The organism is Micromonospora sp. NPDC007208 (assembly GCF_042869175.1).
GTDB classification, from domain to species: domain Bacteria; phylum Actinomycetota; class Actinomycetes; order Mycobacteriales; family Micromonosporaceae; genus Micromonospora; species Micromonospora foliorum.
In genome coordinates, this window is sequence record NZ_JBIAFG010000005.1 from 322,185 (window position 1) to 344,012 (window position 21,828).

Sequence of the window (21,828 nt, forward strand, 5' to 3'; positions counted from 1 at the left end):
ACGACCCCCGTCTCCCCCCGACGGGGGTCGTCCCTTTCTGCTGGAAGCGCTCCACCACAGCTCACAAGTCGTCCTCCGGCCCGTCCAGACCGTCCAGGGACGGCGTTTCTACGGCCAGAGGCAGCAGAGAGGCAGCAGAGCCGTCAAACGCCTCCAGGACGCGAGCGGCATAGTCGTCCGGGGTGTGGGTGTACCGGTTGAGCGTCGTGGATGCCTGCTCGTGGCCCATGACCCGCTGCACCAGGTTGATCGGAACGCCGTCGGTGACCAGCCAGGTGGCGTAGGCGTGCCGCAGATCGTGGAACCGCATCCCGCCGACAGCCTTGGCCGCGACGCACGCCACTGCCTCCCGTTCGGTGGTGAACTCGGCCGACCACTCGACACCGTCCCGATCGGGCCACGTAGCGCGGTACCGGTGCGGACCGGTGTTGGCGACCTGGCCGAGCAGGCCAGCGCGGACGAGCGATGGCAGCCAGATCCGACGCCGGAAGTTCGACCGGCGCAGCGGGCGCCCTACCCGGTCACGGAAGACCAGCGTGCGTGAGTCCGGATCGTCGGCGGCGGCGTGCAGCTCACGGAGCGCGGCCAGGAGGAAGCCGGGCAGCGGCACGGTCCGCACCCCTGCTCGACTCTTCGGGTACGGGCGCAACACGATCCCGCCGTGCGTCTCCTCGGCCACCTGGACCACGCGTAGCGATGCCCGGTCGAGGTCAACCGAGGCCCACGTCAGCCCGGCACACTCTCCCCAGCGCAGACCGGCCCCGGCGGCGGTGGAGACGATTGCCCGATGCCGGGGTGGGACGGCAGGCAGGAGCCGACCGAAGAAGTCCTCCCGGCTGATCGTGACTGGCTTGACGTCGCGGGACCGATCGCGGGGCAGCTTCACCCCTTCGGCGGGGTTGGTCGCGATCAGCCGTGCCTGAACCGCCGTCCGGAGGATCATCGACAGCAGTTGATAGCACTTGCCCACGGTGGCGGGGGCGAGATCCCGCCCCAGGCCGGTCACCCACTCCTGCACCGACATGAAATCGACCTTCCCGAGCGGCCAGTCACCCCACTTCGGCAGGACGTGCGTACGGAGCATGGAGGCGGTCCGCTCGCTCGTGCGCGCCTCGACGGTCCGAGTGGCGAGCCACTGCTGGGCGAACTCACCGAAGCGAGTACGACCAGCGTGCGGGTTGACGTAGGTGCCCCGGTTCAGGCCGCTCTCGACCTCCGTCAGGAAGGCGTTGGCCTCTCGTTTGGTGCGGAAGCTCTTGGACTTCTGCCCACCGGCAGGGTCACGCCAGCAAGCGCGGAAGGTGCCAGCCGGGGTCTTGCGGACGAAGCCCATCAGCGCCTCCGCCCATGCTCGGTACCGGTGGCGGCGGGTTGCTCGGTGACGCCGTCGAGCCAGGCGTGGAAGCGGGTGCGTGGGATGAGCCAGCGACCGCCGAGGCGGGTTGCGGGGATCGTTCCGTCCCGGACGAGGGCGTAGGTGCTCCCGAGCGAGAGGCCGAGCAGCTTGGCGACTTCCCGGACGGTGTAGGTGACCGGCTCGACGACGACTGCCCCGTTGCGAGGGACGAGCCGGACAACCGGGCTGGGTCGGGCGGTGGTGCTCATGACGGGTGACCTCCTCAGGTCTGTCGGGGTCAGGCAGCGGCCGGCGCGGTGCCGGCGGGGGTGGTGCCGAGTTCGTGGGCGAGTTCTTCGCGGCCGGTGGCTCGTCGCTCGCGTGCCATGGCGGCGGCGGTGTTGGCGAGGAGTGCGTCTCCGGTGGTGTGCCAGCCGACGCCGGCGAAGGTGAGGGTGCCGACGATGAGCGTCGTGTCGTCCTCGTCGAGGTGGTCGACAGCGCGGAGGGTGCCGGGTTGTTCGTCGGCCTGGTGCTCGTGCTCGTGGCGTCGGAAGCTGACGCGGGTGTCGCGCAGGAGTTGGAAGGTGACGGAGTAGCGGCGGGCTTTGGTGAGGAAGTGGCCGCCGAAGCCGAGCATGTGCGCCCAGCGCCGCAGCCGGGCGTAAGGGTTGCCGGTCACTGGTTTCGCCGGTTGGGTGTCAAGGGAGGCTTGACGCGCGGCGACGCAGACGGGGCAGGCGGCGTAGCGGATGTGGGTGCCGCAGTCGGGGCACTCCCAGCGGTCGACGAAGCCGGGCCGTGGCCGGTGGTCCCGGGGCCTTTCCGAGAGCGGCACGGGTGTTCCGGTGGGTCGGCCGGTGTGCCAGCAGGCGTCGATGAGGCGGGCGGTGTGGTCGCCGTCGGGGTCGGCGTAGTCGCCGATCGAGTCGGCGTCGAGCCTGACGGAGCGGTGCCCGGTTACCTCGGTGCTTTTGGTGGCGTACTTGGCAAGGTAGCCCGCGACCATGCTGTCAGTGACCTCACCGTCTCCGGTGAGGCTGATGGGCCGGATGTCGAGGCCCTTGCCCGGGTCACCCCACGCGATCGACCAGCCGCCCGGCTGGTCGGGATGAGTCGGGGTGGTGAAGGCGACCTGTTCCACGGCAGCCCGGATCGCGTCGTCGAGGTCCGCGACGGTGAAGGCGGCCGGTGGTGGGACGACGGCGGTGGGATCGTCGGGGTGGACGCCGTCGAGGCGCACCAGGGCGTGGAAGTGCACCGCCCCGCGAGCCTGGAACTCGGCCACCTTCCCGTGTGACAGCCGAACCGGGGGGACCGTGCGGATGTTGCCAGAGGCGGTGACAACGTGGACGCGGGGTATTCCCCGACGGCGAGCCAGTTTGGCGAGCCAGCGTTCCGCGGCTTGCTTGGTGCGGTGCCACAGCTCCCCGGAGAACAGGTTCCACACGACTTGGTGGGTGTGGTCGTAGCAGTCCAGACACAACGGCTGCCCGAGCACCGCATCACCCGGCTCGTGCCTGGCCCAGCAGACGGCCGGTCGACCGTGAGGGCAGAGCCCGGCGGCGGGGTCGGTGGCGCGGCGGGCATGGCACGGTTCAGCCCGGCAGTCGCAACGCTTCCGGTTGCCGCAGGTGTGCCGCTTGACCGCTCGGGTGTGCACGGTGCCGAAGGACGGCGCGGTGAACGTGGCGAACACCGCCGGGTGCTGCGCGACCGATTCGGGGACGCCTTTGCCGCCGATGAGGCCGGCGCGCAGGAGTTGATAGGCGTCGCGTTGGTAGGTGTGGGCGCAGGCGGGGCAGACGGTGGCGCGGCGGTTACCGCAAGCGGTGTAGATGGCGGCGTCGGGCATGGCGTCGGTGTGCCGCTGGTCGAGGACGCGGCCGGTGGACTGTTCGACGGTGAGGAGTTGGCCGGCGAGGCGGATGGGGCGGGTGCAGCCGGCGGCGGCGCGGACGTGTTCCAGCCATCCGAAGTAGTCGGGTTGGGCGGCGCGGGTGAAGGCCGAACCAGTGGCGGTGTAGTCGTGGACGGGGATGGTGTCGGCGTTCGAGCCCACACCCCGGGCCGAGACTCGGGGTGTGAGGTCCAGCGTCGAGGCCATCAGCCGCGAACCTCAGTGGTGAGGTGGCGGGTGGTGATGGTGCGTTCGGTGACGATGACCCGGCAGGCACCGCACTGGCGCTTGACCGGTTCGTGCCTGCGGCACGGGATCAGGGCGGTGGTGTCGCCGCAGCGGATGGTGACCGGTGCCCGGCAGGGACCACCCGGGATGACGTCGACCAGGGTTCGGCGAATGTCGAACGGGTGCGCGTCGGGGAAGGCGGGGCAGGTGTGGGTGACCTGCTCGATATCGACCAGAACGATGGTCATCGGACACCACCGATGGTGGCCAGGAGCTGCCCGGCGACGGCCGGGCTGATGTCGAGGCGGTCGGCCAGCTCGGTGGGCGTGATTGGTGCTCCGGTGGCCTGTTGGTGCTGCACGGCTGCGAACCGGGCGGTAGGCAGCAGGTGGGCGGGGACGTCGACCGGCTCCGAGGCCGGCACGGTGACGGGGTCCGGCTCGACGGCCGGGGTCTGCTCGGGAGCCAGGGTGATGGCGGCCGGTGGTGCCGGCTCGGTGGTGACCTGCTCGGCCACCTGAACGCGGATCGGCTGCCCCGGCTCGGCGGGAGCCGTCATGGGTTGGGCGGTGGGTGCGGGGGCGAGGACGAGTTTGACCAGGGCCATGAACGCCAGCGCGGGAACCGCCGAGAGGAGCCACCCGGACGGTCCGGGCTTGGCGACCGCGAGTTGGGCGGCGAGGGAGAGGCCGGCGGCAGCGATGAGCAGGACCATCGGGTAGCCGATGGGAGCGCCGGTGCGGCGGCGTCGGCGGATGGTGAGCAGGGCGGCGATGGGGACGAGTTCGGAGATGACGGCGTTGGCCCAGCCGAACCATCCCGGGGTGTTGTCGGGACTGTTGGCCATGGTCCAGTCGTGAACGTGGGTGAACGAGGCGGCCCCGGCGGAGCCGCCGACGACGATGAGGATGAGGACCAGGACCAGGCCCTCCAAGCGGGTGCCGGCGCTGGCCGGCGCGGTGGTGGTCATTAGTGGCCTCCGTGGCAGTCGAGGCAGCAGCCGTAGCGGCGGGGGATGTAGTAGGGCTTCACCTGTGCGCAGACGCGGCAGGTGCGGCGGGCACGAAGTGCCTTGGCGATGGCCTCTCGCTGAGCGGGTGTGGCAGCGCGTTTCGGCGCGGCCAGGTCGAGGCGGTAGAGGTAGGCGACTCGCCGGTTGTTGCGGTGCCGCCAATAGATCTGCGCGATGGGGTTTTGGCCGTTGGGGCGAAGGCCGGCGGCGCGGAGTTGCCGCAGGGTGGCCAGGCCGGTGGGGGCGCAGTGGTAGGGGAAGGTGGGGAACCCGTAGTGGGTGCCGAGCGGGTCGTAGAACTCGACCTGGATGCCCGTGCGCTCGGCCAGGTTGTCTAGGTCGACGCTGCGTAGGTCGGTCATGGCTTGTCACCGCCCCAGCGCTGTTGGGCGGCTTGGCGGGAGATGCCGAGGCGGGAGCCGATCTCGGCCCAGGAGTAGCCGAAGGCCCGCAGGCCGATCACGGCTTCACCGATGGCGTCATCAATGACGGAGGACAGGGCGATGAGGTCGCGGAGTGCTTCGACGTCTCCGGTGGCGACGCGACGGCCGTGGGCGCGGATGATGCGCCGAGCGAACGAGGCGAAGGCGTCGTTCTCGACGACGTCCCGACGCCGCTGGCGCGGAACGGACGTCAAGGGCTTCTTGACGGTGTTCATCGCGTTTCCCCTTCCGCCTTGCGGAGGGAGTCCCAGTCGGTGGCGGCAGCCTCTAGGGCGGTGATGACCTGCTCGGCGGTGCGAGCGGGGTCGTCGTTCCACGAGTAGGGGGAGGTGTGCTCGTCGAGCAGGTAGCCGTCCTCGTCGACGAAGAACAGGGGCGCGGTGGTGTCGAGGTAGTCGACGAACACGCCCAGGGCGGCGAGGTAGTCGGCGAGGGCGTCGGGGTCGAGCTGGGAGAAGTGCTCGACAGTGTGTCCGGCACAGGCGATGCCGATAGCCCCGGCGGCGCAGGCCGGCGGGGTGAGGGTGTCGGGGTTCTTGGCGTAGTAGGTGCCCTGGTGCCAGCCGTGCCGGCGCAGGTAGAGGGCAGCCATCCGCAGCAGATCAGCAGGCGTGACCTGGATCTGCGCGGGTGGGTTTTGGGTAGCCTTCATGGCAACCACGTCCTTTCGAGGCTGTTGGTGGAGGTCGGCAGGACCAGCGGTTGCTGGCAGGCGTTGACTGGTCCTGTCGACCGGCTATCGGGCGCGTAGCCGCAGGTAGCGGCGGTGCCGGTTGTCGTCACCCGGCATCTGGGTGGGTGCGGAGAGGTAGACGAGTCGCCCGCTGCGGGCGACGGCCTGGACCAGGGCGGCGATGTCCTCGGGACTGCCGGTGATCCACAGCTCGGTGAACTGGGCGGCCCGCTGGTTGTTGGCGCGGGCGTAGGCCCGCTCGCGGGTGGTCATGCCGCCATCTCCCACTCGGTGGGGTTGACCGCCGGGGTGCTGGTGCCGTTGGGGCGGCGGGTCCAAGCGGCGTAGTCGGCGATGTTGTAGATGTCGGTGTCGGTGAGGTAGGCGGCTTTGATGCGGCGGGGTACGCCGCCTTCGGCCAGGAGGTAGGCCGCGCCCTGGTTGGTGGGCGCAATGTCGGAGGCGGTGTAGCCCTGCTCGGCCCAGCCCTGTCCGAGGATGATGTTCGAGCTGTTCAGCGAGGTGCACCGGAACGCGGCCCGGTAGCCGAACAGGTCCCTCAGCGAGGCGGGGATGATGTCCCACGATGGGCGCTGAGTCGCGGCGACGACGGGCATGCCGCAGGCCCGGCCGAGGGAGACGAGCCCTCGCAGGAGGGTGGAGAACTCTTCCTGCTGTGTCTTGGTGCCGAGGACGGTGGAGAACATGGCGAGTTCGTCGATGATGGTGACGATGACGGACATGCCGTCGCCGTCGGCGAGCTTGCGGCGCCGGTTCGCGAGGAGCCAGGCGTAGCGGTTGGTGGCGACGACCAGGAGGCGACGGAGGACGTCGATGCCCTGGTCGATGTCGGGGCCGATGAACGCGTCGGCGAGGTCGCGCCAGGGGCCGAGTTCGACGAGTTTGGCGTCGAAGAGCACGAGGCGGGTGTTGTCGCACAGGGCGGCGTGGCCGCAGATGTTGTTGATGAGGCCGGATTTGCCGCCGCCGGGTTCTCCTGCGGTGAGCAGGTTGCGGTAGATGACGTCCAGGTAGACGGGTTGGCCGAACTCGTCGATCCCGATGAAGATCGGGTCGAACATCGACAGGCCAGGACCCACCGGAACCGCCTCAGCAGTGGTGGGAATCGTGGTGGTCATGAGGTGCCCTCCTGGGCGTTGTGGGCGCGAGGAGCCACACGAACGAGCCGCCATGGCTCCTCGCGTCCTGGTTGGGTTGGGTCAGATCCAGTCGGAGACGTCGTCCGCTTCGGTCGACGCGGAAGAAGCCGCGGGCTTGCTGCCGTTGGCCGTCGTTGCGGCCGGCTTCTTGCCGGCGGGCTTGCCCTGAGCCGGAAGGGTGATCGTCGGAGCGGTCACGTCCGGCAGATCCAGCGCGGTGGGGACCGTCAGCGGCGACGCCGAGACCGGTGCCGCAGGGTCGATCACGTCGACCAGCGGAGAACCGACGTGGGCGGTCAGCACCTCACGGCGTTTGATGTCGAACCGCAGGTAGGCGGCGTTGTTCTCCGAGGCACGCTCGATGAGCACGGTGGAGGCGTGGCAGGTAACCGCGATCTTGTCGAGGCGGCTCTCCAGGTCCTTTTCGGAGAGGCCGGGGCGCAGGTAGACCCAGACGCGTTCGCCGACCGGGGTGGGCTTGGCCCAGAGGATCAGCGGGAGGCTGCCGGACTGGTTGGCGATGATGAACTGCGCGAAGCAGACGCGCAGCCGGTGGCGCACCACGAGGCACCAGGTCCAGGCGATGACCTGTCGGCGGACCGGGCGGATGGCGGCGGGGACGCCGACGACCAGGGCGACCACGATCAGGGTCACCAGGGTTGGGGTGTGGTTGGCGAGCTGCACCCACGCGGTGAGCAGCAGGACGGCGAGGGTGGTTTCCGGGGTCCACCACCACAGCAGCCGGATCACTGGCCAGATGCGGACGAGCAGCCAGACGAGGCCGCCGGTCGGTACGCCGATCAGCGCGCCGACGATCACGGCGAGGATCGGGTGGATGGAGGAAGCGGCCACCACGGCCGACAGGAGGCCGACGATGACCGCCGTGAGGATGAACGCCATGCGGGCGTTGCGTGCGGAGGAACGGTGGACCTTGGCCTCGATGACCGTCACCGTTCCGGTTGATCTGCCACCGAAGCGGCGAGGGCTAGACTTGGACATGACACGTCCTCCCAAGAGACTGGGTTGGATGGGTTGGAGAGAGCGGGGTCGGCAGGTTGCGAGCCAGTACCGGCCCCGCGCTCGTTTCCTAGGACTGACCGAGGTCAGTCGTTGCGCAGCTTCTTGCCGAGCAGGCCGAAGCGGATGCGGTCGTCCTCGTCGAGGACGGTCGGGGTGCGCCCAGCGGCGCGCTCCTCGCGGAGCTGCTTGTCCAGGTGCTTCGGGTCGACCTTGACTTCACGGACACGACCGTTGGTGTCCTCGCTGAACAGGTACTTCTTGCCCATGACGGGGATCTCCCTTGCTCAGAGTGAGGGGTTTTAGAGGCAGGCGATGAGCAGCGCGGACGCCCAGAGGCACGCCGCGTGTAGGGACTGATCGGCCAGGTACATCCCGCAGATCGGGGCCTGACGGTCGGCGAAGTCGCCGCTTCCCGTGTGAGTGAGCAGCCAGCGCACCGGCCACCGCCGGTCAAGAAACGCGTGCGAGACGGCGGAGAAGCCGAGCCCAGCGGCAAGCCCGAGGGCGGTGACGGGCAGGTCCAGGGCGGCGATGGTGATGGCCAGCATGACCACTACCACGAGGTGATAGGCCATCACGTGGCCCAACAGATGACGCCAGCCGTCCCAACCCGGGGCGGCCTTGTGCGCGGCCTGCTTGTCGGACTGGCCAAGAACGTGATCGGCCACCTGGTGACCGGCGTAGAGGGTCGCCGCGACAACGGCGAATACGATGGCGGAAACGAGCATGAGACAACCACTCCCTATGACGAGGGCAGACAGGTTGGAAAGGCAGACGGGGTCGGCAGGTATGCGAGCCAGTACCGACCCCGTGCCTTGAGGGATGTGACCACCTGACGTGATCACCGGCCGGAAACGTGCGAACCAGAACCGCTTCCGGACGAATCAGAGATGGATCAGCGGACCATCAGGCCGCTTTCGTGCGTTCAGACACCAGGGCTCACACAGCGCGGTGAGCAAGGACCTACTTCGCCGCCGAGTTACCAGCCTTCGGCTTCAGCGTGATCGCACGGAACGCGACGCCGTTACGCCCGTTGGTCGCCCACGGAATAGCCTCCAACTGCTCGACAGCGACGAGCTGTCCCACCGTCACGCCCGGCTTCTCACCCGCCGTGGTGATGGTGATGATCTCGCCGCCAGTCTCGTCGAGCACGAAGACCTGGGTCGACCACATGAGCCGGCCAGTGTTCTTCTCCGACCGCTGATTGCCGTTCTGGTCGTTCTTCGGCTCCGGGTCCTTCGTCACCTGGACCTGCTTGCTCTGGGTGTCCACGTACAGCTTCACAACAAACCTCCTGGGTCTCGGGCCAGGTAATGAGCTAGTCCCCGGTGGACTGTTGCTCGTGGCCTCTGCGGATAAGGCTCCCGAAAAGCCAGGGACAACCCATCCGATGGGCTGGACGACTATGGGACGTCTTGGTTACGATGAATGCGTCCCTAGTCGTCCCTTGAGGAGAAACGATGCCAAACGACCGGCTCCGCGATGCCATCCTGCGCAACGGCCTGACGCCGGTCACTGTGGCCGAGAAAATCGGGGTTGACGCGAAGACCGTAGAACGGTGGATCACGCAGGACCGGACGCCGTACCCGCGTCACCGACACGCAATCGCAGCAATGGTGCGGGAAGACGTGCCGTACCTGTGGCCAGAAGCGGTGACCCCCGAGAAGGCGTCGAGGATTGGGCAGAGCGAGTTGGTGCAGCTCTACACCCGGCGCTCTGCCGTGCCGTACGACCTATGGCGTCGACTGATCGAACGCGCGGAGAAGCGAATAGACGTGCTGGCCTACGCCGGTCTGTTCCTCGTAGAGCAGGACCGCAGGCTGATCGACACACTGCGTCAAAAGGCTGTTGACGGCATCACGGTGACAATCCTGCTCGGCGACCCGAATAGCGAGGCGATCGAGCGCAAGAGCATCGAGGAAGGTTCGCCGGGTGTGATGGCGGCGAAGATTCGCCAAGTTCAGCAGTACTACAACCGGCTTGACGATGCGCCCGGGGTGAAGGTCCGTTACCACGACACGACGTTGTACAACTCGATCTATCGCTTCGATGACGAGATGTTGGTGAACATGCACGTGCTCGGGTTTCCGGCGCCACATGCGCCCGTGATGCATTTGCGCAGGCTCAACGGCGGCGATCTGTTCGGCACGTACGCCGACAGCTTCGACCGGGTCCTAGCTGCCTCGACGACTCAGCCACGCGGCGAGATGGCAGCCTAAGAGCATGACAAGAACCGAGCACTACCAAGACCCGAGCGCGCCGAAGGCCAACAGCATCGTCGTCGCCGTCTCCGTCTTCGCACGAGACGATCGCGGACGGGTGCTGCTCATCCAGCGGACCGACAATGGCCTGTGGTCCCTGCCCGGCGGCGGACAGGAAGTTGGCGAGTCGGTCGCAGAGACGGCAGTCCGGGAAACCCACGAGGAAACCGGCATCCGCGTCGAAGTGTTCGGGATGGTCGGCGTCTACTCGGACCCCGGTCACGTCATCGAGTACTCAGACGGCGAGGTACGACAGCAGTTCTCGCTCTGCTTCCGCGCCGTACCGGTCAGCGGCACACCGACGCCGAGCGAAGAGTCACATGACGTCCGGTGGGTGGCCCGCGACGAGCTGGCCGCGCTCGACATCCATCCGTCGACCCTGCTCCGCATCACCCACGGCTACGAGGAACGTCCCGAGCCCTACATCGGCTGATGGACGCCTGCGAGCCGGCGCTGAGTCCGCCGCACAGCAGCGACCATCTCCGGTTCCGCCCGACCGATGAACCGGGTAACCAGGTGCTCCGGCCCGTACCGCGACCGAATCTCCGCTAGCCGGTCCAACACCTCGAAATCCTGGCCATCCGGTCCGGTCGTCATGTCTGCGCAGCAGATGGCGTCGGTCACCGCGGTTTCCTCCCGAGGGAACTCGGCGGCCAGGGCCTCACCGAGCCCACGCTCGTCGGCTTCCAGCCAGGCACAGGAGTGATGAGCGACCAAGGCGGCAATCCGCTCATTGAAGTGCTCACGGCGTAGCCAGCGGCCACCGTCGAGCGAGTGGAAGCCGGTGTCGACCAGGTCAGGGCTGTAACCGACGTCGTGTAGCCAGGCCGACGCTACGAGCACCTCACGATCCTCGCTCGGGACTGCTCCGCTAATCCGGTCCGCCTTGGCAGCGACCGCCTGGACGTGACTCCATCGACGGGGCAACGGTGTCTCCAGCAGGCGTCGTGCAAGTTCCCGAGCGGTGTCGACGAGGTCGGCCATATCGCCAGGGTACGGAGGCACCCGGTCCGCTCGCCATCCCGTGTTCGGGGTGCCGGCCGAGCTGCCGGCGAAGTGGTTCAAAGTTTCTGTACGTCTTCAAGGCGGCCCTGAACGGGCCGCACGCGCCGCCGCCTGGGCGCGCGCCCGTCGCTCCGCTGGCGCTCCGACTCCGGACACGCAGAACGCCCGGCGGCTGGCGCGGAAGCGGGGAGCCCAAGGGGCCGCCGCAGAACGACAGGACGTTGATGAGTGAGGTGGTGGGCCGGCAGCCGGCCGGGCCGCGCGGCCACGTGCCCGCGCGGCGTAGGGAGGGCGCGCTGGCCGCGTCGGCGAGCTGGCGGCGGTCGCGCGGTTGCGGTTACTGCGCCTCCGGCGGGGGCGCTCCGGCTCCAGGATGGCCGGGGCTCCGCCGGCGGGTCACGGTCCGCGGGTGGTTGCGGTAGGCCATCCCGTCTGCCACCGACCCGGGCAAAGCCGAGCAGACCCCCGCCCGACCCGCCAGGGTTCGAACGTGCGTCAAGGTGCGCTTGACGTGGCGGGCCGGGCGGCGGCCTGCTCCCCAGGAGGGCGGGTCGACGGCAGACGGGATGGCTTCAGCGATGGATCAGTGATCCAGCCACTTGGCAATGGCTGCGACCGCCACCACAACACGTGCGATTAGGCCCACCGCCTTCAGGATCATCTTCACCTTCTCGCGGAAACCCCACCGGGGGCATCTTCCAGCCTTTTCCTGCTGATCAACGGCTTGCACTACCATTCGACTGTCCCTTCTGAGGTCTCTGACCAGGCATTACTCGGGACACCGGGGTGAGCGGTCCGCGCAGACCGCTCACCCTTCTTCGTGATCTTGGTGCCCGGGGATGGTTGTGGGTGATCAAGGCACCCGCTTGTCCTGCAACCGATGATCCGGATCGCATAACGCCAGGTCAAGTGGCATACAATCGCCTTCCTGGAGGGGATACAGCGACTTCTCAAAGGCGTCTGCACCCAATACCCAGCGGGGTGACCCCGCCTGTTTCACCGGCGATACACCCAGGTTGTGGCGGCAAGTTATAAGGTAAGTACCCCTGGTACCCCATGAACCCCATGAACCCCTGCTACCCCTGGTTTCCCCTTCAGGAAGGCATGGCAATGCCAGCTATATCGACAAACGCGCCCACGACGGAGGGTCGCTACCTGCTCAACCGGGCGGTCCAGAGGTCGCGTAGGACCACGGTTCAATTCCCGCCTGAGTTCTTGCGGGACGACAGTCTGAGTTCCGTCCCGCCCCTGGCGTCCATGCTGCAGGGCGGCCGCGGCGGCGAGGTCAGGTTGAAGCTCTACTTGACCATGACCATGTTGGCGGTTCGCTCCCCGCACGACATCAAAGGCATGCCGGCAATCAAATGGGCTCAGATGCTGGCCCTGCCTGACCCGGCAGGCAACGGCGCGCGGAGGGTGGCAGATGCACACAGTTGGCTCGACGAGGCTAAGCTGATCAAGTTGAAGCGCAGCCCGGGCCTTCCGCCCGATGTAACTCTTCGCAGTCCTTCCGGTAGCGGAAAGTCCTATTCGTGGCGGGGCTCTTGGTGGATCAATATGCCTGTCGGCTTTTGGAGCAACGAGTGGATCTATCGCCTATCCGGAATCGCTACTGCCTTTTTGCTGGTTTTCAGAGACATGAGAAGCAATAGGCAGGAGGTGAACCCGCCGTGGTTGCGTGGCGATCAGAAGGCAAGATATGGCTTCTCGCCAGACAGTTGGACGAGGGCCCGTGCAGAACTTGAGCAGCACTCGTTGCTGACTGTTCGTCGCGCTCCGCAAGGCAAGGACTTCGACTTCACCCGCCTGCGGAACACTTATTGGGTCCACACTGAGAGACTGGGCTGATAGCTGTCAGCCCAGTCTCATCACTGTTGCAGGAGCACTGCAGGTGTGGAGAACGGCGATGGGAATAGAGCTTCAAGCCCCGCCGCCGATTCAACAGCCGGCGGGGCTTGGCTTGAAGGGGACCCGACCTTACACCGCTTCAATCCTCGTTGACGTCTGTCGGTTCTCCTGGCCGAGCCTTAACCTGATCTAGCTCGACAAGTCGCTGATACGTAAGCCACTCCAAGCGTTGCGTTTGAAGATGGAGCGTGCGGCGAAGACCTCCGCCTCGGAGTTCCCGCTCACTTACTAGCTGGGCCAGTCTTCCAACGTGCGCCGCTCTGCGAGCAATTCGTACGTCGGGGTGATTGCGGTCTTCCCAGAGCTCTTCGGGAATGATTAATCCCCTCACGCTCTTCGGTAGCTTTACGGGCCTGGCCCCTTTTGGCGCTTCCTCATTGAGGACGGCACCAAACTTTGACTCGTCTCTCAGTTTGTAATAAACCATCGCCTCATAAGGCTGGATGGCCTTCGCTCTTACAGTTGCGTCAGACGATATCTCGGCAATTTTCGGCGTCGTCCACACCTCGACTTCGGCCACCTCGAAAGGATCCAGCACAAATTTCCCTACAGGGTCGGATCGCTGCCCTGTTAGGTGCCGACCTACTCGATCGCTGATCCCGGCGACGGTCCGTCCGACATAAATTGGCTCTTTGTCGAAGTCGTAGAACGCGTAGACCCCTGCTGTCGCTTCGCCAATAGTCGACCCGGGTTTATTCGGATCGGGGGAACGCATGAATTCATTGTATTTGGCTCGGATGAGCCTCGTGGCCCGCGGAGGGACAGCGCTGGCAGATCTTCTGGGCAATTCAGATCCTAATGTGACTCAGGAATAGTAGTCGAATTGAGGGCTGCTGTGATCGCGGCTGCGGATTCATGTACTGGGGCGTGCTCCCAAACCCTAACTACAGTCCAGCCGGCAGCCCGGAGCGCTTGGTTCACGGCCGTGTCTCGGGCCTTGTTCCTCTCAAGCTTCTCGTGCCAATAACCAGAGGGGTCGGATGGCATCCGGCCATGCTGGAGGCAGCCGTGCCAGAAACAGCCATCCACAAAGACGGCCACTTTGCGGCGCGTGAAGACGATGTCAGGACGCACGTTTTTTCCAGGAACTGTGAGACGCATACCGACGCGGTAGCGCAGGCCTTGGGCAAAAAGAGCTCTTCGTAATGCAAGCTCTGGCTTTGTGTCTCGGCTGCGGTTTGCCTTCATGGTGGCCGTAGCGGATGAAGGTGGCGGTGCCGGCGGCAATCTATTGGGGTGCGATGAAGGCATGTTAGCGGGCCTAGAACAGTCCGTCAGGTTCCTCCACCACGCCCTCTGGTCCCTCATCCTCTATCGTGCCCGATAGAGCAAAGAAGCGCCCTTCCGCTAGCGCGTGAAGCCGCTCGGTTTGGGTAACAAGGGTTCGTCTTAGACCCGCTGATACCTTGCGCTCACTGATATTCTTTGCCAGTAGTGAGATGGTTTGCGCGCGCCGCGCAATCCGTACGTCCGGGTGGCTGCGATCAGGGAATATGTGATCAGGGATAATTACGCATTCCACTGGATCGGGTAACTCCTGCAGCGGGCCTGGCGGGATGTCTCCCTCGTTTAAGACCGCTCCATAGGCGCTGTGGGTGACTAAATGCTGATACACGGTGTACTCGTAGGGGTCCAGCGCTGCCTTCCGCTCTCTCGTCGGCATGTCTCCGATGTGCGGAAGTGACCACATGGAAATGGCGTGAACCTCGAACGGGTCTAAGACATACTTGGCCACCGCGTCCGACCGCTGGCCAGTCAAATGCCGCCCGAGCCGCACTCCGAACCCTTCTGCCGTCTGGCCGACGTAGATCGGTTCGCCATCGTAGTCATAGAAGGCGTAGATTCCGGCTTTTGCTTGCCCGATGGTTTGGCGTGGCCGCTGAGGGTCCGGCACCCGCAGGGCTTCGGTGATGGCCTTCCGGATCGCTTGCACCTCGCGCGGAAGGTCCGTCGTGTCGAGGTCAAGATGGTGTGGCAAGATGCTGCCTCCGAGTCAACGTAGTGCGATGACTCGGTGAGGCTACTCCGCGATCGCCCTTCTGTCTGGCCTCAGAACCGGCACCAGGTAGTGGTTACCGATCCACTCGATGACGTCCACAACGACGGCGTCGCCGAACCCGAACAGTTGTTGGTTCGGCGTACCTGCTACAAGCTTGTAGTCGTGAGCACCCATGAGGTTGGCGTACTCGCGCGGCGTCATCCACCGGACAGCCGTGCTGCCTCTCCCTAGGCGTACTAGGGCTTGCCTGCTCGATCCACCACCCGTGGTCCGGAGGCAACCAGCAATGCCATCCTTGCGGAGCTCCCACATCGAGACGCCCTGCCGAGTGCGCCGGTAGGCGGTCCGGTAAGAGACCGTGTCAGCTGTCAGAAGAGCCTGGAAGCGTGCCTTCTGCACGTCGCTGAGGGACTTGACAAAGGCTTCTACCCGATCATCCCCCCACCAGAGGCCGGGGCTGACCTCTTCCTCCACGAAGCCATCGAGGTCCTTCGGACCCTCCGGCAAGCCCGGAAGTTTGATGTAGTGCATGCTCAGCGTCTCGCGGTGCTTCTCGTGGATGGCTCGCACCCAAGCAGGTCGCACGTCACTGATCGGCGGGACGTCGAATCGAGCGTTACCTGGTAGATCGCCCTTCTGAATGCCGACGATGAACATTCGCGGGCGGGATTGCGGCACGAAGTGCCGGGCATCGACCGCGAAGACGTCCAATGAGTAACCCAGGTCCGACAGGCTGCGGAGCGCAGCCGCCAGGTCGTCGCCGTTGTGGCTGGTGGCGAACCCGTGGACGTTCTCGAGCAGCACGACGGAGGGCCGCGGGGACATCCCGCCAAGGATCTTCGCAAACTCCCAGAACATGCCCGACTGCTCGCCGCCCAAGCCTCGCCTGTTCCCAGCTAGCGAGAGATCGATGCAGGGAAAGCTGCTGGTGGCTAGCTCGATGCCTGTTGGCAGGTGCGGTGCCCTGACCTCCCGGATGTCGCGAACGAGGAAGTGATCTTCGCCGTCCGGGAAGTTGGCGACGTAGGCATCACACTTAGCTTGCTTGATGTCGTTGGCCCACACGACCTGAACTTGGGCGCCCTTCACCCGCTCAAGGGCGGTACGAACGAGTCCGATGCCAGCAAAGAACTCTGCTGCCCGGATGGGCGCACTCTCCACGCTTGCCCCCTCGCCCATCATCGCCGCAGCCTATAGCGGCTGAGGTGGGACTCCCTATGCATGACACTCATCTGTGATGATTCGATCATCCGTTCGACTTGCTGTAGCGGCTCCGAAGCTGATAGCCACCCGTGTCGGTCGTCGACAGCAACGCTGACAGCAACGATCCGAGAGGCCAGCGAGACGGCAGGCAGCAAGGCAGCGAGAAGGCAGCGTGAGCGTCGGTACGGGTCCACCCCGAACACGAACCGACGACGTCGGGCACCTGCTCGTCGGCGCGGGCCGCCACTAGTTGGCACCGGCCGACAACTTGAGACCGCATCCCCCCGACGGGGGTCGTCCCTTTCTGCTGGAAGCGCTCCACCACAGGAAGCGGTGGTGAAGCCCGCCCGCAGCCGGCACGCGGTACTCGATCTCCTACGGGTCGAGGAGCGGCCGGCCCGTGAGCCGCAGGGCCCGACGTCGAGCGCTACTCGGACGGGGTTTCCTGCTCACCTTGTCGCGGACGATGCGACCGCCGCCTGCCGTGTAATTTGCCAAACGGGACGAGCTGAGGAGGAAACACGTGGCCGCTGGTGGCTTCTCGTCGAAGCGGCTGGCCCGGGTTCGGGGGTTGCTTGAGCGCCACGTCGAGTCCGGCTTCGTTCCGGGCATGGTGGCCGTCCTCGCCCGACACGGCGAGGTGCACATCGAGGCGACGGGTCAGCTCGCGTTCGAGGGCCCAGGGTCGCAGACGTCGATGGCGGCCGACACGATCTGTCGCCTGGGCTCGATGACGAAGCCGATCGTCGCCGCGTGTGCGATGGCCCTCGTCGAGGACTGCACCCTCCGCCTCGACGAGCCGGTCGACGATCTCCTTCCAGAGCTGGCGGACATGACCGTGCTCGCCGATCCCGACGGCCCGCTGGACGACACCGTCCCGGCGAACCGCCCGATAACGCTGCGGGACGTCCTGGACGGCACCCTTGGCACCGGCATGGTCCCAGCCGAGCCGGGAACGGTCCCGATCGCCGACGCGCTGAACGCATTCGAATATCAGTCGCCGGACGAGTGGATCCGCCAGCTCGGTGACCTTCCGCTCGTCCACCAGCCGGGTGAGCGCTGGATGTACGACACCGCCGCCAACGTGACAGGCGTGCTCATCGCCCGGGCCACCGGCATGTCCTTCGGGGATGCCATCCGTGAGCGGGTCTGCAAGCCACTGGGGATGGCCGACACCGCCTTCAGCGTGGGTAGCGAGAGCCTCGGCCGGTTCGCGACGGCGTACGAGCAGGACAACGCCGCCACCGGCGAGCCGGTCGTCGAGGACGCTCCCGACGGGCGGTTCAGTCGACCGCGGGCATTCGAGTCCGGTGGCGGCGGGCTCGTCTCGACGGCGCAGGACTACCTGGCCTTCGCCTCGGCGCTGCTCGCCGGCGGCGCCCACGGGGGTGAGCGGGTGCTGTCGCGGCCGGCGGTGACGCTGATGACGAGCGACCACCTGACCCCAACGCAGAAGGCCGTCTCCGGGTTCTGGCCCGGATACTTCGACGCCATCGGCTGGGGTTTCGGAATGTCGGTCCGGACCCGCCGTACGCACCTCGGGCCCTCGGTCGGCAGCTACGGGTGGCCCGGCTTCTACGGCACCGCCTGGTACAACGACCCCGCCGAGGACCTGACGACGATCGTGTTCATGCAGCGGGCGCACGCGGGCGACCAGCGGTTGCCGATGTGGCACGACTTCTGGACCACCGTCTACCAGGCGATCGACGACTGACTGGCCATGCATGACGGCTGACTTCGGGGTCGCTCCTTCCGGGAGCGGCCCCGCTGGTTTTTGGGCAGCGGCAGTAGCTGCGGACTTGCCCGCGCTCGTAGCAGATCAACTGTCTTGGCGGGGGTTTTCCACAGCCCGCCCGGTTGTCCACAGGCGACGACATCGGGGCGGCTCGTGGGGCGGATTCCGAGCAGGGTCGGCGGCATACCAGAGTCCGACCGCTGGAGGCCGCGATGCCACCCCGTACCACGGTTCCGCCGATCCGCCGGCTCCCGCTGGTCGTCACCGGCGACGACGATCTGCTCGATGATGTGCTCCGGCTCGCCGCCGTCGGCGGGACCGAGGTGGAGCTCGCCCGCGACCCGGCGGCTGCCCGTACCCGTTGGCTTCCCGCGCCCCTGGTGCTGCTCGGCGCCGATCAGGCGCAGGCGTGTCTGCGCGCCCGGTTGCCGCAGCGACCCCGGCTGGTGCTGCTCGGCCGGGCCGGTCAGCTCGACCCCGGCTGGCAGATCGCCGAGCTGATCGGGGCCGAGCACGTCGCCACGCTGCCGGCCGCGGAGCCGTGGCTGGTGGATCGGTTCGCCGAGCATGACCCGGACCGTCCGGCCGGCGTCGGCGCCCGGGTCGTCGCGGTCCTCGGTGGCCGGGGTGGTGCGGGCGCGAGTGTGCTCGCCGGTGGTCTTGCGGTGACCGCCGCGCGCGCCCGGCTGCGCACCCTCCTGGTCGACGCCGACCCGCTCGGTGGTGGCCTCGACCTCGTGCTGGGCTGGGAGCAGTTGGAAGGCCTGCGCTGGCCGTCGCTCACCAGCGCCGACGGGCGGGTGGACGCCCCGGCGCTGGTGCAGGCTCTGCCCAGCAGGGGCGATCTCGTGGTGCTCTCCTGGGACCGCGGCGAGATGCTGGCGTTGCCGGCGACGGCGATGGCGGCGACCGTCGACGCGGCCCGGCGTGGGCGGGACTTCGTGGTGATCGACCTGCCCCGACAGTTGGACGACGCGGCCGTGGTGGCGTTGCAGGCCGCCGACCAGACGTTCGTCGTCGTGCCGGCCGAGTTGCGGGCCACCGCGGCGGCCACTCGGGTGGTGGCCGCGGCAGCCCCGCACTGTGCTGCACTTTCGGTGGTGGTGCGCGGGCCTGCCCCGGGGCGGCTGCGGGCGACCGAGGTGGCACGCGCCCTGGGCCTTCCCCTGGCCGGCACGCTGCGCCCCGAGCCGGGGCTCTGCCGTGGGCTGGAGCGGGGCGAGGCGCCGGCCGCCGGGGGCAAGGGCCCGCTGGCCGCACTGTGCCAACGGATCGTCACCGACCTCACCGGCGTGCCGGCTACGGGTGCGGCATGACCGCCGGGCCGGAGGACGGCACGCTCGCCGCCCGGGTACGGCAGCGGATCGCCGCCGCCACCACCCCGGTCACCGCGGCGGCGATCGTCTCCGCGGTACGGGCCGAGCCCACCGCCGCGGTGCTCGGTGACACGGCCATGCTGCGGATCGCCGACCGGGTGCGCGACGACCTCGTCGGCGCCGGGCCGCTGGCGCCGCTGCTCGCCGACCCGGAGGTCACCGACGTCCTCGTCAACGGCGTTCGGGTCTGGGTCGACCGCGGATCGGGGCTGCACCAGGTCCCGGTGCCGATGGGCTCGGTGGAGGATGTCCGCCGGTTGGCGCAGCGGCTGATCGCCAGCGCGGGACGGCGACTCGACGACGGTTCCCCGTACGCGGACGCACGTCTTCCCGACGGCACCCGACTGCACGCCGTGCTGCCGCCGGTGGCGACCGAAGGCCCCTATCTGTCGCTGCGGACCTTCCGACACCGGCCGTTCACCCTCGACGAGTTGGTGCGCCAGGGGACCGTGCCACGACCGCTGGCGCCACTGCTCGCCGCCGTCGTCGCGGCCCGACTGGCGTACCTGGTGACCGGGGGCACGGGGTCGGGCAAGACGACCCTGCTCAACACACTGCTGGGGATGGTGCCGGCCACCGAGCGGATCGTGCTGGTGGAGGACGCCGCCGAGCTGCGTCCGGGGCATCCGCACGTGGTGGGGCTCCAGGCGCGTACCGCCAATGTGGAGGGCACGGGCGTGGTCAGTCTGGCGGACCTGGTCCGGCAGGCGTTGCGGATGCGCCCGGACCGGCTGGTGGTCGGGGAGTGCCGGGGCGGTGAGGTGGTTGACCTGCTGGCCGCGCTCAACACCGGCCACGACGGGGGCGCCGGCACGCTGCACGCCAACACACCGTCGGACGTGCCAGCCCGGTTGGAGGCCCTGGGCATGTTGGGTGGGCTGCCGCGCGCCGCGCTGCACGCCCAGGTGGCCGCCGCGTTGCAGGTGCTGTTCCAGGTGCGACGTGGCGACCGGGGCCGCGTGCTGGAGTCGGTCTGCCTGCTGCTGCCTGAGGGGCCCGAACGGATGGTGACCGTGGTGCCCGCCTGGGTGCGCGGCAGTGGGCTCGGGCTCGCCGCCCGTGCCCTCGGGGCGCTGCTGCGGGAGCGTGGGGTGGCGGTGCCACCCATCCTCAGCGAGCCGTGGCCCGGATCGGCGGGTCCGGCATGACTGGCGAGACGCTGCTGGTGGCGGCGCTGCTCCTGGCCGCCGCCGCCCTGGTGGCCTGGCCCGTGCAAAGCATGCGGGCCCGTCGACGTCGCGTCCTGACGCCGGGACGCAGGGGCGGCGGCGTCGATCCGGATGACGCCCTGGTGCAGTGGATCAGGGAACTCGGTCGCACGCCGGACGGACCGGTCGACGGCACCGGCGTTGCCCCGACCTCGGGTCATCCGGTCGGCATCGCCCATGAGCCGGGTACCACCGCGGGTTCCAACGGAACGCGGACGGCGCTTGGCTGGCCCGACCGGGATGTCACCCGCAGCCCGAGGTGGCTCGGAACGGCAGGCGGGTTCAGGCGTCCGGAGGGCCCGACGCGCCCGCCGGCTCGTCGGGATCCCCGACGCCCGACCGCCGCCGCCCCGCTGGAGGTGGCCATTACCTCGCTCGGAGCGGGCCAACGGGCTGCCGCGTCGGCGGCCACGACCACGATCGGTGTCAGCGGTGTGGAAGTGGCCGGTCGGAACGACGGCTCCGGCACGGCAACCGCCGATGGGCACGGCGACCTGGACATCGGCTGTCGGGGCGACGCGTCCGGTGTGCCGGCAGCCGCCGGGTGTGCGAATGCCGATTGCCGGGACCACGAGCGTGTCGGCCTGACCGACCGAACGCCTCCGTCGTGGCGCACCTCGCGATCGACGACCCGACTGTTGCCGCTGGTCGGTCTGTTCGGCGGCGGTGTGGGTGCCGTGGTCGGCGGTCCGGTGGCCGCCGTCGCGGTAGCCGGGTACGGCACGCTGGCTGTGCGCGCCGTGCTGCGGTGGCGAGTGAACCGAAGCGCCGAGCGGAGCCGTCGACGTGGGCTGGACCAGCTCTGCGGCCTCGCGGCGGACCTACGGGCCGGCCTGCCCGTCCTACACGCGCTGGAGGTCGCGGCCGTCGAGCGTGACGGGGCAGGCCGCCTATCTCAGCTGACCTCGGCGGCGGTGCGGTTGGCCGACCGGACCGGCGCGCCGCTGGCGGAACTCGTCGAGCGGATCGAGGCGGACGCTCGGGCGACCGACCGAGGGCTGGCCGCAGCGGCGGCCCAGGCGGCCGGTGCCCGGGCCACGGCGTGGCTACTGGCGGCGCTGCCGATCGGCGGAATCGCGCTCGGGTACGGGATCGGCGTCGACCCCATGGCGGTGCTGCTGCACAGCGCGGTCGGCGGAGCCTGCGCGGTCGTCGCGGTTGCCCTACAGGTCGTGGGCCTCCTCTGGGCAGAACGGCTGGGCGCGACACCGGGACGGGCCGAATGACGCTCCGGAACCGAGCCGGCCAGCCCAGCTCGGCCGGCCAGCCCAACTACGCCGGCCGGACCAACTCGGCGAGCCAGCTCAGCTCGGCGAGCCAGCCCACTTACGCCGGCCAGCTCAGTTCGGCGAGCCAGCACG

At 68.0% G+C, this 21,828-nt stretch carries 26 protein-coding genes; 7 read left to right on the top strand and 19 right to left on the bottom strand.

The features are described from left to right. Positions 1 to 61: 61 nt before the first annotated feature. From ACFYL6_RS13300 to ACFYL6_RS13365, 14 genes are all read right to left on the bottom strand, one after another. Positions 62 to 1,333 carry a tyrosine-type recombinase/integrase gene (locus ACFYL6_RS13300; protein WP_387170856.1) on the bottom strand — a complete coding sequence of 424 codons (1,272 nt, stop codon included), beginning with the start codon at positions 1,331 to 1,333 and terminating at the stop codon, positions 62 to 64. Next, positions 1,333 to 1,605 (bottom strand): helix-turn-helix domain-containing protein, encoded by a 273-nt coding sequence (locus tag ACFYL6_RS13305; RefSeq protein ID WP_387170858.1) that lies wholly within the window; start codon positions 1,603 to 1,605, stop codon positions 1,333 to 1,335. The genes ACFYL6_RS13300 and ACFYL6_RS13305 overlap by 1 nt, the downstream gene beginning before the upstream one ends. A gap of 29 nt (positions 1,606 to 1,634) precedes the next feature. Further along, entirely contained in the window at positions 1,635 to 3,443 is a 1,809-nt protein-coding gene (locus ACFYL6_RS13310) for a replication initiator (RefSeq protein WP_387170860.1), read from the bottom strand. Then, a complete protein-coding gene (locus tag ACFYL6_RS13315; RefSeq protein ID WP_387170862.1) occupies positions 3,443 to 3,712 on the bottom strand; it encodes a hypothetical protein in 270 nt (89 codons plus the stop codon). The genes ACFYL6_RS13310 and ACFYL6_RS13315 overlap by 1 nt, the downstream gene beginning before the upstream one ends. Beyond that, entirely contained in the window at positions 3,709 to 4,434 is a 726-nt protein-coding gene (locus tag ACFYL6_RS13320) for a hypothetical protein (RefSeq protein ID WP_387170864.1), read from the bottom strand. The genes ACFYL6_RS13315 and ACFYL6_RS13320 overlap by 4 nt, the downstream gene beginning before the upstream one ends. Next, entirely contained in the window at positions 4,434 to 4,838 is a 405-nt protein-coding gene (locus ACFYL6_RS13325; protein WP_387170866.1) for an RRQRL motif-containing zinc-binding protein, read from the bottom strand. Before ACFYL6_RS13325 ends, ACFYL6_RS13320 begins: the two co-directional genes overlap by 1 nt. Next, on the bottom strand, positions 4,835 to 5,134 hold the full coding sequence (locus tag ACFYL6_RS13330; protein ID WP_387170868.1) for a hypothetical protein: 300 nt from the start codon (positions 5,132 to 5,134) through the stop codon (positions 4,835 to 4,837). Before ACFYL6_RS13330 ends, ACFYL6_RS13325 begins: the two co-directional genes overlap by 4 nt. Next, on the bottom strand, positions 5,131 to 5,571 hold the full coding sequence (locus ACFYL6_RS13335; RefSeq protein WP_387170870.1) for a hypothetical protein: 441 nt from the start codon (positions 5,569 to 5,571) through the stop codon (positions 5,131 to 5,133). The genes ACFYL6_RS13330 and ACFYL6_RS13335 overlap by 4 nt, the downstream gene beginning before the upstream one ends. Positions 5,572 to 5,655: 84 nt before the next feature. Beyond that, positions 5,656 to 5,865 (bottom strand): hypothetical protein, encoded by a 210-nt coding sequence (locus tag ACFYL6_RS13340; protein WP_145789894.1) that lies wholly within the window; start codon positions 5,863 to 5,865, stop codon positions 5,656 to 5,658. Beyond that, positions 5,862 to 6,731, bottom strand: coding sequence for an FtsK/SpoIIIE domain-containing protein (locus ACFYL6_RS13345; RefSeq protein ID WP_387170872.1), 870 nt, complete (start codon positions 6,729 to 6,731; stop codon positions 5,862 to 5,864). The genes ACFYL6_RS13340 and ACFYL6_RS13345 overlap by 4 nt, the downstream gene beginning before the upstream one ends. 81 nt (positions 6,732 to 6,812) lie before the next feature. Then, on the bottom strand, positions 6,813 to 7,751 hold the full coding sequence (locus ACFYL6_RS13350) for a hypothetical protein (protein ID WP_387170874.1): 939 nt from the start codon (positions 7,749 to 7,751) through the stop codon (positions 6,813 to 6,815). A 104-nt stretch (positions 7,752 to 7,855) separates the two neighbouring features. Then, positions 7,856 to 8,038 (bottom strand): hypothetical protein, encoded by a 183-nt coding sequence (locus ACFYL6_RS13355; RefSeq protein ID WP_387170876.1) that lies wholly within the window; start codon positions 8,036 to 8,038, stop codon positions 7,856 to 7,858. A gap of 33 nt (positions 8,039 to 8,071) precedes the next feature. Continuing rightward, the gene (locus ACFYL6_RS13360; protein WP_328533118.1) at positions 8,072 to 8,500 is read right to left on the bottom strand and encodes a DUF3307 domain-containing protein; all 429 of its coding nucleotides are present in this window, start codon (positions 8,498 to 8,500) and stop codon (positions 8,072 to 8,074) included. A gap of 235 nt (positions 8,501 to 8,735) precedes the next feature. Then, the gene (locus tag ACFYL6_RS13365; RefSeq protein WP_112681382.1) at positions 8,736 to 9,056 is read right to left on the bottom strand and encodes a hypothetical protein; all 321 of its coding nucleotides are present in this window, start codon (positions 9,054 to 9,056) and stop codon (positions 8,736 to 8,738) included. Between the two features lie 176 nt (positions 9,057 to 9,232). Here ACFYL6_RS13365 and ACFYL6_RS13370 point away from each other — a divergent pair, with 176 nt between their 5' ends. Both ACFYL6_RS13370 and ACFYL6_RS13375 read left to right on the top strand, forming a co-directional pair. Further along, positions 9,233 to 9,991 (top strand): XRE family transcriptional regulator, encoded by a 759-nt coding sequence (locus tag ACFYL6_RS13370; protein WP_387170878.1) that lies wholly within the window; start codon positions 9,233 to 9,235, stop codon positions 9,989 to 9,991. A gap of 4 nt (positions 9,992 to 9,995) precedes the next feature. After that, a complete protein-coding gene (locus ACFYL6_RS13375; protein WP_387170880.1) occupies positions 9,996 to 10,466 on the top strand; it encodes an NUDIX domain-containing protein in 471 nt (156 codons plus the stop codon). Here the strand turns inward: ACFYL6_RS13375 and ACFYL6_RS13380 are convergent. Next, a complete protein-coding gene (locus ACFYL6_RS13380) occupies positions 10,454 to 11,017 on the bottom strand; it encodes an HD domain-containing protein (RefSeq protein WP_387170882.1) in 564 nt (187 codons plus the stop codon). The two genes, ACFYL6_RS13375 and ACFYL6_RS13380, sit on opposite strands and share 13 nt — an antisense overlap. A gap of 1,278 nt (positions 11,018 to 12,295) precedes the next feature. On the opposite strand from ACFYL6_RS13380, the gene ACFYL6_RS13385 reads away from it, so the two are divergent. Beyond that, positions 12,296 to 12,886: a hypothetical protein gene (locus ACFYL6_RS13385; RefSeq protein ID WP_387170883.1), complete on the top strand. Its 591-nt coding sequence runs from the start codon at positions 12,296 to 12,298 to the stop codon at positions 12,884 to 12,886. A 139-nt stretch (positions 12,887 to 13,025) separates the two neighbouring features. Here the strand turns inward: ACFYL6_RS13385 and ACFYL6_RS13390 are convergent, their stop codons facing one another. From ACFYL6_RS13390 to ACFYL6_RS13405, 4 genes are all read right to left on the bottom strand, one after another. Continuing rightward, positions 13,026 to 13,661 (bottom strand): GIY-YIG nuclease family protein, encoded by a 636-nt coding sequence (locus ACFYL6_RS13390; RefSeq protein WP_387170885.1) that lies wholly within the window; start codon positions 13,659 to 13,661, stop codon positions 13,026 to 13,028. Between the two features lie 80 nt (positions 13,662 to 13,741). Then, positions 13,742 to 14,254, bottom strand: coding sequence for a very short patch repair endonuclease (locus tag ACFYL6_RS13395; RefSeq protein ID WP_387170887.1), 513 nt, complete (start codon positions 14,252 to 14,254; stop codon positions 13,742 to 13,744). Further along, positions 14,208 to 14,879, bottom strand: coding sequence for a GIY-YIG nuclease family protein (locus ACFYL6_RS13400; RefSeq protein WP_387170889.1), 672 nt, complete (start codon positions 14,877 to 14,879; stop codon positions 14,208 to 14,210). The genes ACFYL6_RS13395 and ACFYL6_RS13400 overlap by 47 nt, the downstream gene beginning before the upstream one ends. 87 nt (positions 14,880 to 14,966) lie before the next feature. Further along, positions 14,967 to 16,127, bottom strand: a complete 1,161-nt coding sequence (locus tag ACFYL6_RS13405) for a DNA cytosine methyltransferase (protein WP_387170891.1) — start codon at positions 16,125 to 16,127, stop codon at positions 14,967 to 14,969. Positions 16,128 to 16,671: 544 nt separating this feature from the next. Here ACFYL6_RS13405 and ACFYL6_RS13410 point away from each other — a divergent pair. The 4 genes from ACFYL6_RS13410 to ACFYL6_RS13425 all read left to right on the top strand — a co-directional run bounded on the left by ACFYL6_RS13410 (position 16,672) and on the right by ACFYL6_RS13425 (position 21,693). Further along, positions 16,672 to 17,862, top strand: coding sequence for a serine hydrolase domain-containing protein (locus ACFYL6_RS13410; protein ID WP_387170893.1), 1,191 nt, complete (start codon positions 16,672 to 16,674; stop codon positions 17,860 to 17,862). 233 nt (positions 17,863 to 18,095) lie between these two features. Next, complete coding sequence (gene ssd, locus ACFYL6_RS13415; RefSeq protein WP_387170895.1) at positions 18,096 to 19,199, top strand: septum site-determining protein Ssd; 1,104 nt, start codon at positions 18,096 to 18,098, stop codon at positions 19,197 to 19,199. Next, positions 19,196 to 20,407: a TadA family conjugal transfer-associated ATPase gene (locus ACFYL6_RS13420; protein ID WP_387170897.1), complete on the top strand. Its 1,212-nt coding sequence runs from the start codon at positions 19,196 to 19,198 to the stop codon at positions 20,405 to 20,407. Before ssd ends, ACFYL6_RS13420 begins: the two co-directional genes overlap by 4 nt. Continuing rightward, the gene (locus tag ACFYL6_RS13425) at positions 20,404 to 21,693 is read left to right on the top strand and encodes a type II secretion system F family protein (protein ID WP_387170899.1); all 1,290 of its coding nucleotides are present in this window, start codon (positions 20,404 to 20,406) and stop codon (positions 21,691 to 21,693) included. Before ACFYL6_RS13420 ends, ACFYL6_RS13425 begins: the two co-directional genes overlap by 4 nt. The last annotated feature ends 135 nt before the right edge of the window (positions 21,694 to 21,828 follow it).

Excerpts from the sequence above, each read along its gene's own strand:
- ACFYL6_RS13300 (WP_387170856.1), bottom strand. The coding sequence starts at position 1,333 with ATGGGCTTCGTCCGCAAGACCCCGGCTGGCACCTTCCGCGCTTGCTGG.
- ACFYL6_RS13305 (WP_387170858.1), bottom strand. The coding sequence starts at position 1,605 with ATGAGCACCACCGCCCGACCCAGCCCGGTTGTCCGGCTCGTCCCTCGC.
- ACFYL6_RS13310 (WP_387170860.1), bottom strand. The coding sequence starts at position 3,443 with ATGGCCTCGACGCTGGACCTCACACCCCGAGTCTCGGCCCGGGGTGTG.
- ACFYL6_RS13315 (WP_387170862.1), bottom strand. The coding sequence starts at position 3,712 with ATGACCATCGTTCTGGTCGATATCGAGCAGGTCACCCACACCTGCCCC.
- ACFYL6_RS13320 (WP_387170864.1), bottom strand. The coding sequence starts at position 4,434 with ATGACCACCACCGCGCCGGCCAGCGCCGGCACCCGCTTGGAGGGCCTG.
- ACFYL6_RS13325 (WP_387170866.1), bottom strand. The coding sequence starts at position 4,838 with ATGACCGACCTACGCAGCGTCGACCTAGACAACCTGGCCGAGCGCACG.
- ACFYL6_RS13330 (WP_387170868.1), bottom strand. The coding sequence starts at position 5,134 with ATGAACACCGTCAAGAAGCCCTTGACGTCCGTTCCGCGCCAGCGGCGT.
- ACFYL6_RS13335 (WP_387170870.1), bottom strand. The coding sequence starts at position 5,571 with ATGAAGGCTACCCAAAACCCACCCGCGCAGATCCAGGTCACGCCTGCT.
- ACFYL6_RS13340 (WP_145789894.1), bottom strand. The coding sequence starts at position 5,865 with ATGACCACCCGCGAGCGGGCCTACGCCCGCGCCAACAACCAGCGGGCC.
- ACFYL6_RS13345 (WP_387170872.1), bottom strand. The coding sequence starts at position 6,731 with ATGACCACCACGATTCCCACCACTGCTGAGGCGGTTCCGGTGGGTCCT.
- ACFYL6_RS13350 (WP_387170874.1), bottom strand. The coding sequence starts at position 7,751 with ATGTCCAAGTCTAGCCCTCGCCGCTTCGGTGGCAGATCAACCGGAACG.
- ACFYL6_RS13355 (WP_387170876.1), bottom strand. The coding sequence starts at position 8,038 with ATGGGCAAGAAGTACCTGTTCAGCGAGGACACCAACGGTCGTGTCCGT.
- ACFYL6_RS13360 (WP_328533118.1), bottom strand. The coding sequence starts at position 8,500 with ATGCTCGTTTCCGCCATCGTATTCGCCGTTGTCGCGGCGACCCTCTAC.
- ACFYL6_RS13370 (WP_387170878.1), top strand. The coding sequence starts at position 9,233 with ATGCCAAACGACCGGCTCCGCGATGCCATCCTGCGCAACGGCCTGACG.
- ACFYL6_RS13375 (WP_387170880.1), top strand. The coding sequence starts at position 9,996 with ATGACAAGAACCGAGCACTACCAAGACCCGAGCGCGCCGAAGGCCAAC.
- ACFYL6_RS13380 (WP_387170882.1), bottom strand. The coding sequence starts at position 11,017 with ATGGCCGACCTCGTCGACACCGCTCGGGAACTTGCACGACGCCTGCTG.
- ACFYL6_RS13385 (WP_387170883.1), top strand. The coding sequence starts at position 12,296 with ATGCTGCAGGGCGGCCGCGGCGGCGAGGTCAGGTTGAAGCTCTACTTG.
- ACFYL6_RS13390 (WP_387170885.1), bottom strand. The coding sequence starts at position 13,661 with ATGCGTTCCCCCGATCCGAATAAACCCGGGTCGACTATTGGCGAAGCG.
- ACFYL6_RS13395 (WP_387170887.1), bottom strand. The coding sequence starts at position 14,254 with ATGAGGGACCAGAGGGCGTGGTGGAGGAACCTGACGGACTGTTCTAGG.
- ACFYL6_RS13405 (WP_387170891.1), bottom strand. The coding sequence starts at position 16,127 with ATGATGGGCGAGGGGGCAAGCGTGGAGAGTGCGCCCATCCGGGCAGCA.
- ssd (WP_387170895.1), top strand. The coding sequence starts at position 18,096 with ATGCCACCCCGTACCACGGTTCCGCCGATCCGCCGGCTCCCGCTGGTC.
- ACFYL6_RS13420 (WP_387170897.1), top strand. The coding sequence starts at position 19,196 with ATGACCGCCGGGCCGGAGGACGGCACGCTCGCCGCCCGGGTACGGCAG.
- ACFYL6_RS13425 (WP_387170899.1), top strand. The coding sequence starts at position 20,404 with ATGACTGGCGAGACGCTGCTGGTGGCGGCGCTGCTCCTGGCCGCCGCC.